Origin of the sequence: Kribbella soli, from assembly GCF_004331345.1 — a bacterium.
GTDB classification, from domain to species: Bacteria; Actinomycetota; Actinomycetes; order Propionibacteriales; family Kribbellaceae; genus Kribbella; species Kribbella soli.
The window spans coordinates 802,988-816,676 of sequence record NZ_SJJZ01000001.1 but is presented as its reverse complement, the minus strand read 5'-3'; the positions used below and the strand labels follow the sequence as shown (position 1 = coordinate 816,676).

Annotated in this window: 14 protein-coding genes; 10 read left to right on the top strand and 4 right to left on the bottom strand. The window is 69.0% G+C overall.

Going from position 1 to position 13,689, the window contains the following annotated elements:
• Positions 1–60 precede the first annotated feature (60 nt).
• The 4 genes from E0H45_RS04110 to E0H45_RS04095 all read left to right on the top strand — a co-directional run bounded on the left by E0H45_RS04110 (position 61) and on the right by E0H45_RS04095 (position 3,013).
• The gene (locus E0H45_RS04110) at positions 61–873 is read left to right on the top strand and encodes an SDR family NAD(P)-dependent oxidoreductase (RefSeq protein WP_131334921.1); all 813 of its coding nucleotides are present in this window, start codon (positions 61–63) and stop codon (positions 871–873) included.
• Between the two features lie 78 nt (positions 874–951).
• Positions 952–1,329, top strand: a complete 378-nt coding sequence (locus E0H45_RS04105) for a YciI family protein (protein WP_131334920.1) — start codon at positions 952–954, stop codon at positions 1,327–1,329.
• A 36-nt stretch (positions 1,330–1,365) separates the two neighbouring features.
• Positions 1,366–2,175: an alpha/beta fold hydrolase gene (locus E0H45_RS04100; RefSeq protein ID WP_131334919.1), complete on the top strand. Its 810-nt coding sequence runs from the start codon at positions 1,366–1,368 to the stop codon at positions 2,173–2,175.
• A gap of 211 nt (positions 2,176–2,386) precedes the next feature.
• Positions 2,387–3,013: a superoxide dismutase gene (locus E0H45_RS04095; protein WP_131334918.1), complete on the top strand. Its 627-nt coding sequence runs from the start codon at positions 2,387–2,389 to the stop codon at positions 3,011–3,013.
• Positions 3,014–3,110: 97 nt separating this feature from the next.
• Here E0H45_RS04095 and E0H45_RS04090 read toward each other — a convergent pair whose 3' ends face one another.
• Positions 3,111–3,893 (bottom strand): alpha/beta fold hydrolase, encoded by a 783-nt coding sequence (locus E0H45_RS04090; protein WP_131334917.1) that lies wholly within the window; start codon positions 3,891–3,893, stop codon positions 3,111–3,113.
• A gap of 154 nt (positions 3,894–4,047) precedes the next feature.
• On the opposite strand from E0H45_RS04090, the gene E0H45_RS04085 reads away from it, so the two are divergent.
• Together E0H45_RS04085 and E0H45_RS04080 are read left to right on the top strand one after the other, a co-directional pair.
• The gene (locus E0H45_RS04085; protein WP_202872192.1) at positions 4,048–4,494 is read left to right on the top strand and encodes a phage holin family protein; all 447 of its coding nucleotides are present in this window, start codon (positions 4,048–4,050) and stop codon (positions 4,492–4,494) included.
• Positions 4,491–4,829, top strand: a complete 339-nt coding sequence (locus tag E0H45_RS04080) for a DUF3618 domain-containing protein (RefSeq protein ID WP_131334916.1) — start codon at positions 4,491–4,493, stop codon at positions 4,827–4,829. Before E0H45_RS04085 ends, E0H45_RS04080 begins: the two co-directional genes overlap by 4 nt.
• A gap of 8 nt (positions 4,830–4,837) precedes the next feature.
• Here the strand turns inward: E0H45_RS04080 and E0H45_RS04075 are convergent, their stop codons facing one another.
• The 3 genes from E0H45_RS04075 to E0H45_RS04065 form a co-directional block, all read right to left on the bottom strand.
• Entirely contained in the window at positions 4,838–6,094 is a 1,257-nt protein-coding gene (locus E0H45_RS04075; protein ID WP_238154785.1) for an RNA polymerase sigma factor, read from the bottom strand.
• Positions 6,091–7,092 carry a methyltransferase gene (locus E0H45_RS04070; RefSeq protein WP_202872191.1) on the bottom strand — a complete coding sequence of 334 codons (1,002 nt, stop codon included), beginning with the start codon at positions 7,090–7,092 and terminating at the stop codon, positions 6,091–6,093. The genes E0H45_RS04075 and E0H45_RS04070 overlap by 4 nt, the downstream gene beginning before the upstream one ends.
• A 116-nt stretch (positions 7,093–7,208) precedes the next feature.
• Complete coding sequence (locus E0H45_RS04065) at positions 7,209–8,108, bottom strand: TIGR03564 family F420-dependent LLM class oxidoreductase (protein ID WP_131334913.1); 900 nt, start codon at positions 8,106–8,108, stop codon at positions 7,209–7,211.
• 93 nt (positions 8,109–8,201) lie between these two features.
• Between E0H45_RS04065 and E0H45_RS04060 the strand changes: the two genes are divergently transcribed.
• The 4 genes from E0H45_RS04060 to E0H45_RS04045 are packed head-to-tail and all read left to right on the top strand — an operon-like array spanning position 8,202 to position 13,647.
• Positions 8,202–8,735, top strand: a complete 534-nt coding sequence (locus E0H45_RS04060) for a TetR/AcrR family transcriptional regulator (protein WP_131334912.1) — start codon at positions 8,202–8,204, stop codon at positions 8,733–8,735.
• Between the two features lie 55 nt (positions 8,736–8,790).
• Positions 8,791–11,778 (top strand): glycine--tRNA ligase, encoded by a 2,988-nt coding sequence (locus tag E0H45_RS04055; protein ID WP_165546352.1) that lies wholly within the window; start codon positions 8,791–8,793, stop codon positions 11,776–11,778.
• A complete protein-coding gene (locus E0H45_RS04050) occupies positions 11,778–12,746 on the top strand; it encodes a pyridoxal-phosphate dependent enzyme (RefSeq protein WP_131334911.1) in 969 nt (322 codons plus the stop codon). Before E0H45_RS04055 ends, E0H45_RS04050 begins: the two co-directional genes overlap by 1 nt.
• Positions 12,739–13,647, top strand: coding sequence for a ribonuclease Z (locus E0H45_RS04045; RefSeq protein ID WP_202872190.1), 909 nt, complete (start codon positions 12,739–12,741; stop codon positions 13,645–13,647). Before E0H45_RS04050 ends, E0H45_RS04045 begins: the two co-directional genes overlap by 8 nt.
• Positions 13,648–13,689 lie beyond the last annotated feature (42 nt).

The window sequence follows — 13,689 nt, the reverse complement described above, 5'->3', positions numbered from 1 at the left end:
TGTTACCCGGACGCCCTCTACGGTCTAAGTCACCGATCGATGACTTAAGGGATGACAGAGATGAAGAACGTCGTGGTGGCCGGCGGTACGACCGGAATGGGACGGGAGATCGCGCTGCACTACCTGCGGCGCGGGGCCCGCGTGACCGTGGTCGGCAGTACGCCGGCCCGCGGGGAGGAGTTCCTGCGCGCAGCGGAACCGCTCGACGGGGAGGCCGCGTTCGTGCGCGCGGACCTGCTGTCGATCGCGGAGAACCAGCGGGTGATCAAGGAGGTCGCCGCGCGGCACGACGCGCTCGACGCGCTGGTGCTCGCCGCGATGCTCCCGTTCGTGAAGCGCCGCGAGACGCCCGACGGGCTCGAGGGCACGTTCATGCTCTACTACCTGAGCCGCTTCATCCTCAGCTACGGCCTGACCGATCTGCTGGAGCGCGGCGAGACGCCGATCATCACGAACCTCGGCGCCACCGGTATCACCAAGGGCGCGGTCAACTGGGATGACCTGCAGTTCACCAGGAAGTACAGGGTGGTGCAGGCGGTCCTCAGCGGCGGCCGGGCGAACGATCTGCTCGCGGTGCACTATCTCCAGAACCACCCGGACGGCCGGACGAAGTACCTCGGCGTGCAACCGCCGTACACGCGAAGCGGCACCAACCACCTGCCACAGCCGCTCCGGACCATGGCCAAACTCATGTCCACCCTCTTTGCCAAGCCCCCGTCGGAAAGCGTCCGCGACACCCTCACGGTCATGGACTCCCAACCCGCCGAGCGCCTGATCCTGCGAGCGGTCGGCAAACCGGTGGACCCGGAGCTCGAGACTTTCGACCCGCGGAACGCGCGCAAGCTGTACGAGCTGACCAGGGAATTGATCTGAACTCAGGGTGTCGATCTGGTGGTGGCCCGCTCGACGTGAGAGTAAGTGATCGACCGAAACGACGAGGGAGCATCAGCGATGCGCTACATGATCATCAACAAGGCCGACGCCGACAGTGAGGCCGGGAACTTCCCGCCGCAGGAGGTAGCCGAAGGCGTCGGACGGGTCGTCGAGGACCTGTCGAAGGCCGGCGTACTGCTGTTCGCGGAGGGCGTGCACCGCAGTTCGCTCGGCGCGCGGGTGAAGGTCGACGCCGGCAAGCGCACCGTCACCGACGGCCCGTTCGCCGAGACCAAGGAGCTGATCGGCGGCGTGATCGTCGTCGAGGTCCGCAGCCGCGACGAGGCGATCGAGTGGGCCGCCCGGCTGGCCGAGGCGCTCGGCTCCGAGGTCGAGGTACGCCGGGTCGTGGAGGAAGCCGACTTCGGACCGGATTCGGACGTCTTCGCGAGCTGACTGTCCATAGCCGGCAGTCCCGTTCGTGGTAGTGCCATGAACAACACACTGAAGGTTTCCGACGCAGAGCTGTACTACGAGGTGCGCGGATCAGGACCGCTGCTGGTCCTGGTCGGCGCCCCCATGGACGCGGACGCGTTCACGCCCCTGGCCGACCTGCTGGCACCCGACTACACGGTCCTCACTCTGGACCCGCGCGGTGTGAAGCGGAGCAAGCTCGACCCGGGCGGTACGTCGCGACCCGAGCAGCGAGCCGACGACCTGGCCGCGTTGATCCGACACGTCGACGCCGGGCCGGCCGTCGTACTCGGCTCCAGTGGGGGAGCGGTGAGCGCGCTCGCGCTGGTGCAGTCCCACCCCGAGGTCGTCCGGACCGTCATCGCGCACGAGCCGCCGCTCGACCGGCTGATCCCGGACGCGGACGAGGTGCTCGCGAAGTCGGAGAAGCTGATGGCCGACTACCTCGCCGGCGATGTGACCGGTGCCTGGAAGCAGTTCTTCGCGCTGGCGAACATCCACCTGCCCGACGAGGTCGTGGAGATGATGTTCGGCGGTGAGCGCGACCCCGAGCAGGAGGCGACGGAGCGGTTCTGGTTCGGCCATGAGATGCGCGAGTCGATCACCTGGCTCCCGGACGTCGACAAGCTGCGCGCCGCCGACATCGTGGTCGGAATCGGCGAGGAATCCACCGGTCAGCTCTGCGACCGGACCTCCACCGCCCTCGCCGACCGCCTGGGCCTCAAGCCGACCCGCTTCCCGGGCGACCACACCGGCTTTGTCGACCACCCCGAGGCCTTCGCCGACGCTCTGCGCGCCCTGCTGGGAGCCGTCCAGCCGCGGAGGTGAGACTCGCCCGTGGGTCGTCGGGTGGAGTATGTGAAGCTGGGGGTGTCCGGTGCGTGCGCTGGGGTGTGAAAGCGGTCGCGCCGGGCACCGGTCTGCTGCGTTCGCCAGCGTGGCGTCTTGACCTCAACCGTGGTTGAAGTTTCAAGCTGGTGTCGCTGACCCAGGACATCGCAGATATCGGCCCTCGCGGGGCCCCGACGAAGGAGCAGAGTTGACCACGTACACGCTTCCCGACCTCCCCTACGACTACAGCGCGCTCGCGCCGAGCATCGCGGGCGAGATCATGGAGCTGCACCACGACAAGCACCACGCGACCTACGTGAAGGGTCTGAACGACACCCTGGACAAGCTGGCCGAGGCCCGCGACAAGGGTGACTTCGGCGCGATCGTCGGGCTGGAGAAGACGCTTGCCTTCAACCTCGGTGGGCACGTGAACCACTCGATCTTCTGGAAGAACCTGTCGCCGGACGGTGGCGACAAGCCGGACGGCGAGCTGGGTGCGGCGATCGACGAGTTCTTCGGGTCGTTCGACTCCTTCCAGGCCAACTTCACCGCGAGCGCGACCACGATCCAGGGCTCCGGCTGGGCGATTCTCGGCTGGGACGCGCTGGGTGGTCAGCTGCTGATCCACCAGCTCTACGACCAGCAGGGCAACCTGCCGGCCGGCCAGATCCCGATCGCGATGCTGGACATGTGGGAGCACGCGTTCTACCTGCAGTACAAGAACGTGAAGCCCGACTACGTCAAGGCGTGGTGGAACGTCGTGAACTGGGCGGACGCCCAGGCTCGCTTCGACGCGGCCCGCTCCGGCGCCGGCGCCCTGATCACCGGCGCCTGATCCACCGCGGACGCCCAGGCCATCACAATTCATCGCGCCCGCCGGTTCCCCGCTCACGCGGGGCCGGCGGGCGCGATTGTGATGGCGTGGGCGACCGTCACTTACAGAACTCAGCGATCACCGGAGCGATCGCTCCAGCCTTGATCACGTGGTTCTGACCCGGTACTTCGGTGTGCCCGGCGCCCGGCACCGCCGCCGCGAGCGCCCGCGTCGAGGTCTTCATCCACCCGGGGCTCTTCCCGCCGTTCACCACCAGCACCGGCTGCTCGATCGGTGTCCACTGCTCGGTGTCCATCGGGTCGCCGAAGCAGTTCTTGCCGAGCACCTGGGCGTCGTACGGCAGGGTGTGCGCGATCGCCTTCATCGGTTTCCAGGCCGGCATCAGCTTCATCATCGTGACGAAGATCCCGGGCAGCCCGATTCCCTTCGTGAAGAAGTACTTGATCGCGTCGCCCGGCTCGAGCGCCTGCAGGTCGGCGACCCAGTTCCGCGGGATCTGCTTGCGGCTGTCGTCGACGACGTACGGCGGCTCGAACGCGACCAGCTTCTCGATCGGCACCCCGGCCGCCGCCGCCCGCAATGACAGGGCCGCGCCGGACGACGAGCCGTAGACGTACGCCGATCCACCGGCCGCCTCGATCACCGCGGCCAGGTCCTCGATCTCCCGCTCGACCGCGTAGTCGCCCGCGTCGCCGGAGTCGCCGCGCCCGCGCCGGTCGTAGTTGTAGACGGTGAAACGGTCCGCGAGCGCCTCGGCGACGTCGGGCATCGGACCCTGTGCACGGGAGCAGAGCGCGCCGTCGACGAGAACGAGCGCCGGCCCGTTCCCGCGCCGGTCGTAGGCGATGGTGGTGCCGTCCTTCGATACGACGGTATTCATGGTGATTCCTCCTGGTCGGTGACGATCTCACCACTGCGTCGAACGGTGGACGACCACTCGACACCATGTGACGCAGATCACTTCGCCGGCCGTTCGTCGCGTGGCTTTCGCCCCATCTGGGTACCGGGCGGGCAACCGAGCACGGGAGGCGGTCATGACAGCACGTCCGGAAATGGTCCGGCGTGAGGCTGGACCGAACGGTCAGAGCGTGAACATCGGTGGCCTCGTCAGCGAGGTGACCAGCGACCTCAGCCAGTTGGTACGTGATGAGGTGCAGCTCGCCAAGGCCGAACTGAAGGAGAAGGGCAAGGAGGCCGGCGTCGGTGCCGGGTTGTTCGGCGGAGCCGGCACGCTCGCGCTGTACGGCCTGGGCGTCCTGATCGCCGCGGCGATCCTTGGACTCGCGACCGCGTTGCCGGCCTGGTTGTCGGCCCTGATCGTCGCGGTGGTGCTGTTCGCAATCGCGGCCGTCGCCGCTCTGCTCGGCAAGCGGCACGTCAGCCGTGCCACTCCGCCCGTTCCGCAACGTGCCGTCGACGGCGTGCACGAGGACCTGGAAGCGCTCAAGGGACACCAGCCGGAAGGGAAGGGCATCGCATGACCACCACGAAGAACGCCACGGATCGCGAGCCGATGACGGACAGCGAGACGCTGCGCGAGGATCTCGAGCACACCCGGCAGCACCTCGCCGACACCGTTCAGGAACTCACCCGGCGGCTGAACGTTCCGCACCGGATGAAGGAGACCGCGTCGAGCGCGGGCCATCGGATGTCGGACGCGGCCGGACAGACGGGTCAGAAGATGAAGCAAGTACCTGGGGCGATGAAGGAACTGCCCGCGACGAGCAGGCGCCACCCGAAGGCCGCAGCCGCCGTCGGCGGAGTCGTGGTCCTAGGTGCCGGCGTCATGGCTTGGCTGGTCCGCCGGCACAAGTAGACAGCTGGTCAGCAGGCCGCGGCGCGTTCCAGCAGGAGCTTGCGTTCGCGTTCGTTGCGGGTCAGAGCCGCGGCCTTCTCGAACTCGGCGCGGGCCTCGTCCATGCGGCCGAGCTTGAACAGCAGGTCGCCGCGCACGCTCGGCAGTAGGTGGTAGTCCTTCAGCGACGGGTCGTCCGCCAGCAGGTCTACCGCGGCCAGTCCACGTTCCGGGCCGAACGCCATCGAGATCGCGACGGCCTGGTTCAGCTCGATGACCGGTGACGGGGTCACTTGTGCGAGGACGGCGTACAGGCCGGCAATCCGGGCCCAGTCGGTGTCCTCGGGGTCGGTCGCGCGGGCGTGACAGGCGGCGATCGCGGCCTGCAGGAGGTACGGGCCGGGCGGCTTCTCGAGTGCCCAGGCGCGTTCGATGCCCTCGAGACCGCGGCGAATGAGCAGCCGGTCCCAGCGGCGGCGGTCCTGGTCGAGGAGCAGTACGGGCTCGCCGTCGCTCCCGACGCGTGCGTTCGCGCGGGACGACTGCAGCTCCATCAACGCCAGCAGGCCGAGTACTTCGGGTTCCGTCGGCATCAGCTCGACGATCAGCCGGCCCAGGCGCATCGCCTCGTTGCACAGGGCCGGCCGCATCCAGTCGTCGCCGGCGGTCGCGGAGTACCCCTCGTTGTAGATCAGGTAGACGACCTCGAGCACCGCCGACGTCCGCTCCAGGAGCTCCGGCCCGGACGGCACCTCGAACTCGACGCCGGCCTTGGCCAGGTTGCGCTTGGCGCGGACGATGCGCTGCGCGATCGTCGCCTCCGGAGCGAGGAACGCGCGCGCGATCTCGTCGGTCTTCAGGCCGCCGAGCAGCTTGAGTGTCAGTGTCACCCGGGCGTCCATGGTGAGCACCGGGTGACAAGCGGTGAACACCAGCCGGAGCAGGTCGTCCTCGATGTGGTCCTCGAGGATGGCCTCCACGTCGTCCTCGACGCTGTCGCCGTCGATCTCCAGCTCGTGGCCCATCTCGGCGAGCTTGCGCTGATAGGTGTCCTTGCGCCGGATCAGGTCGATCGCCCGCCGCTTGGCGATCGCCATCAGCCAGGCGCCGGGATTGTTCGGTACGCCGGACTCGGGCCACTGCTCCAGCGCGGCCACCAGCGCGTCCTGCGCCAGCTCCTCCGCGAGTCCGACGTCCCGCACGATCCGTGCGACGCCCGCGATGATCCGCGCCGACTCGATCCTCCAGACCGCGTCGACCGCCCCGTGCGCATCCGTAACCGTCACCCGCCGATAGTAGACACGAATCCGGTGGACCGCAGTCGCCATAATGAGGTCGTCTCGCCGTCCCGCGCCCGACGGTGCCGAGGTACGACGTCGGCCCGCCCGGCGACCTGCAGTCCACCGGCGCGAAACATCTCCAGCAGCTCGCCCCGTTCCCGGAGCTCGAGCCGCTCGGCCAGATCGGACAGAATCAACCACACTTCGCCGCCCGGTTCGAGGTGTTCGCGGACGGTTCCGAGAAACGCGCGGAGCATTCGTCCGTCCGCGTCGTACACGGCCTGGTCGAGGAGGGTTGTCGGCGGCACGGGGATCCACGGCGGGTTGCAGACGATCAGATCCGCCCGCCCCGGCGGGAACAGATCGGTCTCGACGATCGTGGCGTTCACCTGCAGTCGTTGGAGGTTCTCGCGGGCGCACGCGATTGCCCGCGGGTTGTTGTCCGTGGCAACTACCCGACGAAGGCCTCGCCTGGACAGAATCGCGGCGAGCAGTCCAGTCCCGGTGCCGATGTCGAACGCCGTGTTTCCGGTCGGCAACGGGCAGTCAGCGACGAGGTCGGCGTACTCCGATCTGGTGGGGGCGAAGACGCTGTAGTGGGGGTGGATGCGCTCGCCGAGGGCCGGTACGAAGACGCCGCGGAGCCGGAGCTGGTGCGCGCCGATCACCCCCAGCAACTCCCGCAGTGGCACCCACCGCTCGCCGTCGGGCGCGCCGTAGGCCTCACGACAGGCTGTCCGTACGTCGGGTGCGCGGCGCAGCGTGATGCGGTGGTCGATGAGCGGAACCAGCAACGAGTTCAGGACGCGGACCCGTTCTGCCTGGTGTCGGCGCTGGTCGTGGAATGTTCCGCCGCTCGGCGCCGGGAGTCGGCGGCCGAGGGCGGCGAGGAGTTGCTTGGCGTTCTGGAAATCACCCTCCCAGTGAAGTGTCGATCCGCGTCTGATCAGGCGCAGCGCCCGATCCGCGGAGATGGAGTCGTCGATCGTGATGACCTGGTGCAAGAGTCGTCCCTGCCGGTGCGAAGCGAAGATGGGCAGCACGGCTCACCCGAACGCCGGATCGGCATCGGGGAGCGGACGACGGAACTAGCGAACTACCGCCGCATGTCTGGGCGAGGTCACCGCACCACTGTAGACAGAAGGGCGGTCGTCCGGTCCTGCTCCTCCGGCGTACCGATCGGTGCCAGCATCAGGTCGGTCACGCCGGTGTCGCCGATCTGGGCGAGTTGCTTCGCGATCGAGCCCTCGTCGCCGACGATCAGTACGTCGGCCGGCCCGTCGACACCTTCCCGGTCGAGCATCGCGCGGTACTCCGGGACCTGCCCGGCCAGCCCGAACTGCTCGGCGAACCGTGCTCGTACGGCGTCCTCGGCGGACGTGAGACACACACCAAGCCCCGCCACGATGCGCGGGGTGCGGCTCCCGGACGCTCGGGTGATCGACGGTACGACGTGCTTGCTGAGTGTCTGGGGTCCGGTCATCCAGGTGATCGTGCCGTCGGCGAGCTCGCCCGCGACCTTCAACATCGCGGGGCCGAGCGCCGCGAGCAGTACGGACGGAGCCTCGGTCCCGGGAAGGTCGATCGCACCGACGGCCGTGTACGTCTCGCCGTGATGGTCGACCGTCTCGCCGCGGAGCAGCGGCCGCAGTACTTCGAGGTACTCACGCATCCGTCGCGTCGGTCGATCGGTGGGCAGCCCGTACATCGTGCTGACCATCCGGGCGATGCCGGCGCCGATGCCGAGGGTGAGCCGGTTGCCGATCGCCGCCTGCACGGTCAGTGCCTGCTTCGCGAGTACGAGCGGGTGCCGCTGGGGGAACGGTACGACCGCGGTGCCGAGCTCGATGCCGGGAGCCGTCGGGCCGGCGACCGCCAGTGTGGTGAGGGCGTCCCAGCCCACCCCGTGCGTCACCCAGGCCGAGGCGACCCCGGCCGTGGCCGCCTCCTGGATCTGCCGGGTGATCTCGGTCAGCGGGGCCCGTCCACGGACGTCGCCGAACGCCATGCCAATGCGCATCACAAAGTCTCCTCGATCTAAGTGGGGTGGCCCCCCGCTTACCTTCGGCTACGATATGGGGGACCACCCCACTTACGTCAAGGGACGGGCACGATGCGCGCTGACGCTCAGCGGAACCGGGACCGCCTGGTCGCGGTCGCGGCCGAGGTGGTGTCCGAGCAGGGCGCGGACGCGTCGCTGGAGGAGATCGCCCGTCGGGCCGGCGTCGGGTCGGCGACCCTGCACCGGCATTTCGGCGGCCGGATCAGGTTGCTGGAGGAGGTGTTCCGGAGCAGCGTCGACGAGGTCTGTGCACAGGCGACCGAGCTGCTCGACGATCCGGATCCCCTGCGGGCGTTGACGAACTGGCTGCGTGCGATGGTCCGGCATGCGACCAGCAGCCGCGGTCTGGCGACGGCGCTGGTGATGAGTGGGGACTGTGGTTCGGACACACACGCGCGGGTGATCTCGGCCGGCCGGAAGCTGCTGGAGCGCGCTCAGAGCAGTGGCGTCGTACCCGCGGAAGTCCGGATCGAGGACCTGCTGAAGCTGGTCAACGGCATCTCGCTGGCCAGTGCCGAGGACACCGCTCAGGCCGACCGGTTGCTCACGCTGGCAATCCGGGGGATAGCACCGGCGTCGGCCTAATAGACTTCGGGCGAACACCACCCCGGAAGATGGCTTGAGGTTTGTTGTGCTCACCATGCAGGACGCGCTCATCGCGCTCACGAAGTACTGGACCGACCGAGGCTGCATGATGGTGCAGCCGTTCAACACCGAGGTCGGTGCCGGAACGCTGAACCCGGCGACCATCCTGCGGGTGCTCGGTCCGGAGCCGTGGCGGGTGGCGTACGTCGAGCCGAGTGTGCGGCCGGACGACAGCCGCTACGGCGAGAACCCGAACCGCCTGCAGACCCACACCCAGTTCCAGGTGGTGCTCAAGCCGGACCCGGGTAACCCACAGGAGTTGTTCCTGGACAGCCTGTCCGCGCTCGGAATCGACATCGACGCGCACGACGTACGGTTCGTCGAGGACAACTGGGCGAACCCGGCGACCGGTTCCTGGGGTCTGGGCTGGGAGGTCTGGCTGGACGGTCTGGAGATCACCCAGTTCACGTACTTCCAGCAGGCCGGCGGGATGACGCTCGACCCGGTGTCGGTGGAGATCACCTACGGCATCGAGCGGATCATGATGGCGCTGCAGGGCGTCTCGCACTTCAAGGACATCGCCTACGCGCCGGGCATCTCGTACGGCGAGGCGTTCGGCCAGGCGGAGTACGAGATGAGCCGGTACTACCTGGACGACGCGGACGTGGAATCGCAGAAGCGCTTGTTCGAGGAGTACGCGAACGAGGCCCGCCGGATGATCGACGACCGCCTCCCGGTGCCGGCGCACATCCAGGTCCTGCGGTGCTCGCACACGTTCAACGTCCTCGACGCCCGCGGTGCCGTCAGTACGACGGAACGCGCCAAGGCGTTCGGCCGGATGCGGACCCTGGCCCGCGAGGTGTCGCGGCTGTGGGCCGAGCGCCGCGAGGAGCTGAAGCACCCGCTGGGCCTGGCTGAACTGCCGCCGGCCGCGGAGGAGCCGACCGAGTTCCCGGCGAGCACCGGCACCCGGCAGCTGACCTTCGAGATCGGCACCGAGGAGATGCCGCCGTCCGAGGTCACGAAGACCGCCGCGGCGGTGCAGGCTGCGCTGGAGGAGAAGCTGGCCGCGACGCGGCTCGAGCACGGCGCAATCACGACGTACGCAACCCCGCGCCGCGTGGTCGCCTTCGTCGCCTCCGTCCAGGCCGGTGAGCCGGATGCCGAGCGGGTGGTGCGTGGTCCGAAGAAGGCGGCCGCGTACGACGCCGACGGCAACCTCACCAAAGCCGCCGCCGGGTTCGCCCGCGGTCAGAAAGTGGAGCCGACCGAGCTGCACGACCTGGATGTCGACGGCGTCGAGTACGTCGCGGTGACCAAGCCGGATCCGGGCCGCGGTGCGGCCGAGGTGTTGAGCGGCGTACTGAGCGAGATCGTCGCGGGCCTGCGTTCGGACAAGAACATGCGGTGGAACGACGCCAAGCTGTCGTTCACCCGCCCGATCCGCTGGCTGGTCGCGCTGCTCGGCGACGAGATCGTCCCGGTCTCCGTCTCGAGCCTCGCGGCCGGACGGACGACGCGGGTGCACCGGACCGCCGCGCAGCCGAAGGTCGAGATCGCGTCGGCCGAGGGCTACCTGGACCTGCTCCGGATCCACGGGATCGAAGCCGATCCGGCTCGTCGGCGGGCGCAGATCATCGAGGCCGCGGCTGAGTTGTCGAAGGGTGTCGGCGGTACGGTCGACGTCGACGGCGAGTCCGCGCTGGTCGACCAGATCGTCAACCTGATCGAGGAGCCGACGCCGATCCTGGGCGGCTTCGCGGCCGACTACCTGGACCTGCCGAGCGAGATCCTCACGACCGTGATGCGCAAGCACCAGCGCTACCTGCCGGTCCGCGACGGTGACGGCAAGCTGTTGCCGCACTTCGTTGCCGTGGCCAACGGTTCGGTCGACGAGGACCGGGTCCGGACCGGCAACGAGGCGGTACTGCGGGCACGCTACGAGGACGCCGCGTTCTTCTGGCGGGCCGACCTGGAGACGCCGCTGGAGTCGATGAAGAGCGAGCTGGAGAAGCTGGCCTTCGAGGAGCGGCTCGGCTCGATGGCCGACCGCGCCGGCCGGATCGGGCGGATCGCTACCAAGCTGGCGTCCACCGTCGACCTCGACGGCGACGACCTGACGACACTGAAGCGGGCCGCCGAACTGGCCAAGTTCGACCTCGGTTCGCAGATGGTGGTCGAGCTGACCAGCCTGGCCGGCACGATGGCTCGCGAGTACGCCAAGCGCGCCGGAGAGACCGAGGCCGTCGCACAGGCCCTGTACGACATGGAGCTGCCGCGGTCGGCCGGTGACCCCGTCCCGTCGACGACCCCGGGCTCGCTGCTCGCGCTCGCCGACCGGTTCGATCTGCTGGCCGGTCTGTTCGGGATCGGCGCGAAGCCGACCGGAAGCTCCGACCCGTTCGCGCTGCGCAGGGCCGCTGCCGGTGTGGTCGCGATCCTCCGCGAACACCCGGAGCTGCGGGCGATCACGTTGCCGGTCGGGCTGAAGGCGGCCGCTGACGAGATCGGTGCGCAAGGCATCGATGTACCGGCGGACTCGCTCGACGAGGTCGCCGACTTCACCGTTCGGCGGTACGAGCAGCAGCTGATCGACCGCGGAGACGACCACCTCCAGGTCGCCGCAGTGTTGCCATTGGCAACTGCCCCGGTGGTCGCGGACGAGACGCTGAAGACCCTGCAGGGCCTGGTCGGCAACAGCGACTTCGCCGACCTGGTCGCCGTACTCCAGCGGGTCCGCCGGATCGTTCCGGAAGGCACCGAGGCGGAGTACGACGCCGGCAAGCTCACCGAGCCCGCCGAGGTCGTGCTGCACGAGGCGGTCCAGAAGATCGGGCAGGCGCCGACCGGGCTCGGCGACTTCGTCTCCACCGCGTCGGTCCTGGTCGAGCCGGTGAACGCGTTCTTCGACGAGATCCTCGTGATGGCGAAGGAGCCGGAGATCCGCGCCGCGCGGTTGGGGCTGCTGGCAACGATCAGCAAGCTCGCCGCACCGGTCCTCGACTGGCAGGCCCTCGGCACGAGCCTCAACGCCGCGGAGTGATGACCCCCGCGGAAGCTGCCGCACGGGCCGAGCGCGTCGCGCCGGCCCTGCGGGAGCACCTGCCGCCGACACCGTTCGTCCGCTACGGCGCGTTCAGCGACGAGCTGGGCGCCGAGGTGCTCGTGAAGTGCGAGCACCAGCAACGGACGGGATCGTTCAAGGCCCGCGGTGCGCTGGCGAAGATCCTCACGCTGACCGAGGCGGAGCGTGCGGCGGGCGTGATCACGGCGTCCACCGGGAATCACGGGCTCGGCGTCGGCAACGCGCTCGCGACACTCGGGGGCCATGGCATCGTCTACCTGCCCGAGAACGCCGCGCCGGGCAAGGTCGCGGCGCTGCGCCGGCTCGGTCTCGAACTACGGGCCGAGGGCAACGACACCGGTGTGCTCGAGATCAAGGCCCGGGCGTACGCCGCGGAGCACGGGCTGGCGTACGTCCCGCCGTACAACGACCCGGACATCATCGCCGGGCAGGGGACGGTCGGTGTCGAGATCGTCGAGCAGTTGGCCGGTGCGTCACTCGATGCGGTCGTCGTCGCGGTCGGTGGCGGCGGGCTGATCAGCGGGGTCGCCGCGGTGCTCAAGAAGCACCTGCCCGGGATCCGCGTGTACGGCGCGCAGCCGGCCGTCGACGACGCGATGGCGGCCTCGGTACGGGCCGGCGAGATCGTGCAGGTCGACGCCGGGCAGACGTTGTCGGACGGTACGGCGGGCAGCGTCGAGCCGGGGAGTATCACGTTCGACCTGTGTCGTGAACTGGTCGACGACTGGGTGCTGGTCGAGGAGGACGCGATCCGCGAGGCGCTCCGGACGGTGATCGACACCGAGCACCAGTTGATCGAAGGCTCGGCCGCGCTGGCGTTCGCGGCGGCGAGCGCACGACGTACCGAACTGGCCGGGAAGCGTGTCGCGGTCGTGTCCTGCGGCGGCAACATGTCGTCCTCCACGCTGGTGGCTGCCCTTGCGTGAGCTCGTCGTACTCGGGACCGGCAGTCAGGTGCCGTCCCGGGAACGTACGCAGAACGGGTACTTCCTGCGCTGGGACGACGAGGGGTTCCTGTTCGATCCCGGCGAGGGGACGCAGCGGCAGATGATCTACGCCGGGCTCGCGGCCCGGGCGATCACGCGGCTGTGCGTGACGCACTTCCACGGCGATCACTGTCTCGGGGTGCCGGGAGTGGTGCAGCGGTTGTCGCTGGACGACGTACCGCATCCGGTGCGGGCGCACTATCCGGCATCGGGGCAGACCTACTTCACGCGGTTGCGATACGCCGCGTCGTTCTTCGAGCGGGCCGAGCTGCTCGAGGAGCCGATCGAGGAGGACGGGCTGCTGTCCGTCGGATCGTTCGGGCAGTTGTGGGCGCGGCGCCTGGAGCACCCGATCGAGTCGTTCGGGTACCAGCTGATCGAGCCCGACGGACGCCGGATGCTCCCGGACAAGCTCGCGGCGTACGGCGTGACCGGGCCTGACGTCGGCCGGCTTCACCGAGCCGGATCGCTCGACCTCGGCGATCGCACTGTGCACGTGGACGACGTCAGTGAGCTGCGGCCGGGGCAACGATTCGCGTTCATCATGGACACCCGCTTGTGCGAGAACGTCCTGCGCCTCGCGGACGGCGCCGACCTGCTCGTCATCGAGTCGACGTACCTGTCGTCCGAAGCCGAACTGGCCCGCCGCTTCGGTCACCTGACCGCCCGTCAGGCCGCGCGGGTCGCGGCCGAATGCGGCGTCCGCAAGCTCGTCCTCACGCACTTCTCCCAGCGCTACCTCGAGCCGGAACGCTTCTACGAAGAGGCCGCGGCGGAGTTCTCCGGCGAGATCGTGGTCGCCTCCGATCTCAGCCGGCTCTCAGTTCCGGCTCGCCGCTAACCGAACCGGTAGGCGTAGCGGACGAACAATGCGTGACGGACC

What these genes read in the sequence shown, in the direction of transcription:
- E0H45_RS04110 (WP_131334921.1), top strand. Translation starts at nt 61, where the DNA reads ATGAAGAACGTCGTGGTGGCCGGCGGTACGACCGGAATGGGACGGGAG.
- E0H45_RS04105 (WP_131334920.1), top strand. Translation starts at nt 952, where the DNA reads ATGCGCTACATGATCATCAACAAGGCCGACGCCGACAGTGAGGCCGGG.
- E0H45_RS04100 (WP_131334919.1), top strand. Translation starts at nt 1,366, where the DNA reads ATGAACAACACACTGAAGGTTTCCGACGCAGAGCTGTACTACGAGGTG.
- E0H45_RS04090 (WP_131334917.1), bottom strand. Translation starts at nt 3,893, where the DNA reads ATGAATACCGTCGTATCGAAGGACGGCACCACCATCGCCTACGACCGG.
- E0H45_RS04085 (WP_202872192.1), top strand. Translation starts at nt 4,048, where the DNA reads ATGACAGCACGTCCGGAAATGGTCCGGCGTGAGGCTGGACCGAACGGT.
- E0H45_RS04080 (WP_131334916.1), top strand. Translation starts at nt 4,491, where the DNA reads ATGACCACCACGAAGAACGCCACGGATCGCGAGCCGATGACGGACAGC.
- E0H45_RS04065 (WP_131334913.1), bottom strand. Translation starts at nt 8,108, where the DNA reads ATGCGCATTGGCATGGCGTTCGGCGACGTCCGTGGACGGGCCCCGCTG.
- E0H45_RS04060 (WP_131334912.1), top strand. Translation starts at nt 8,202, where the DNA reads ATGCGCGCTGACGCTCAGCGGAACCGGGACCGCCTGGTCGCGGTCGCG.
- E0H45_RS04055 (WP_165546352.1), top strand. Translation starts at nt 8,791, where the DNA reads ATGCAGGACGCGCTCATCGCGCTCACGAAGTACTGGACCGACCGAGGC.
- E0H45_RS04050 (WP_131334911.1), top strand. Translation starts at nt 11,778, where the DNA reads ATGACCCCCGCGGAAGCTGCCGCACGGGCCGAGCGCGTCGCGCCGGCC.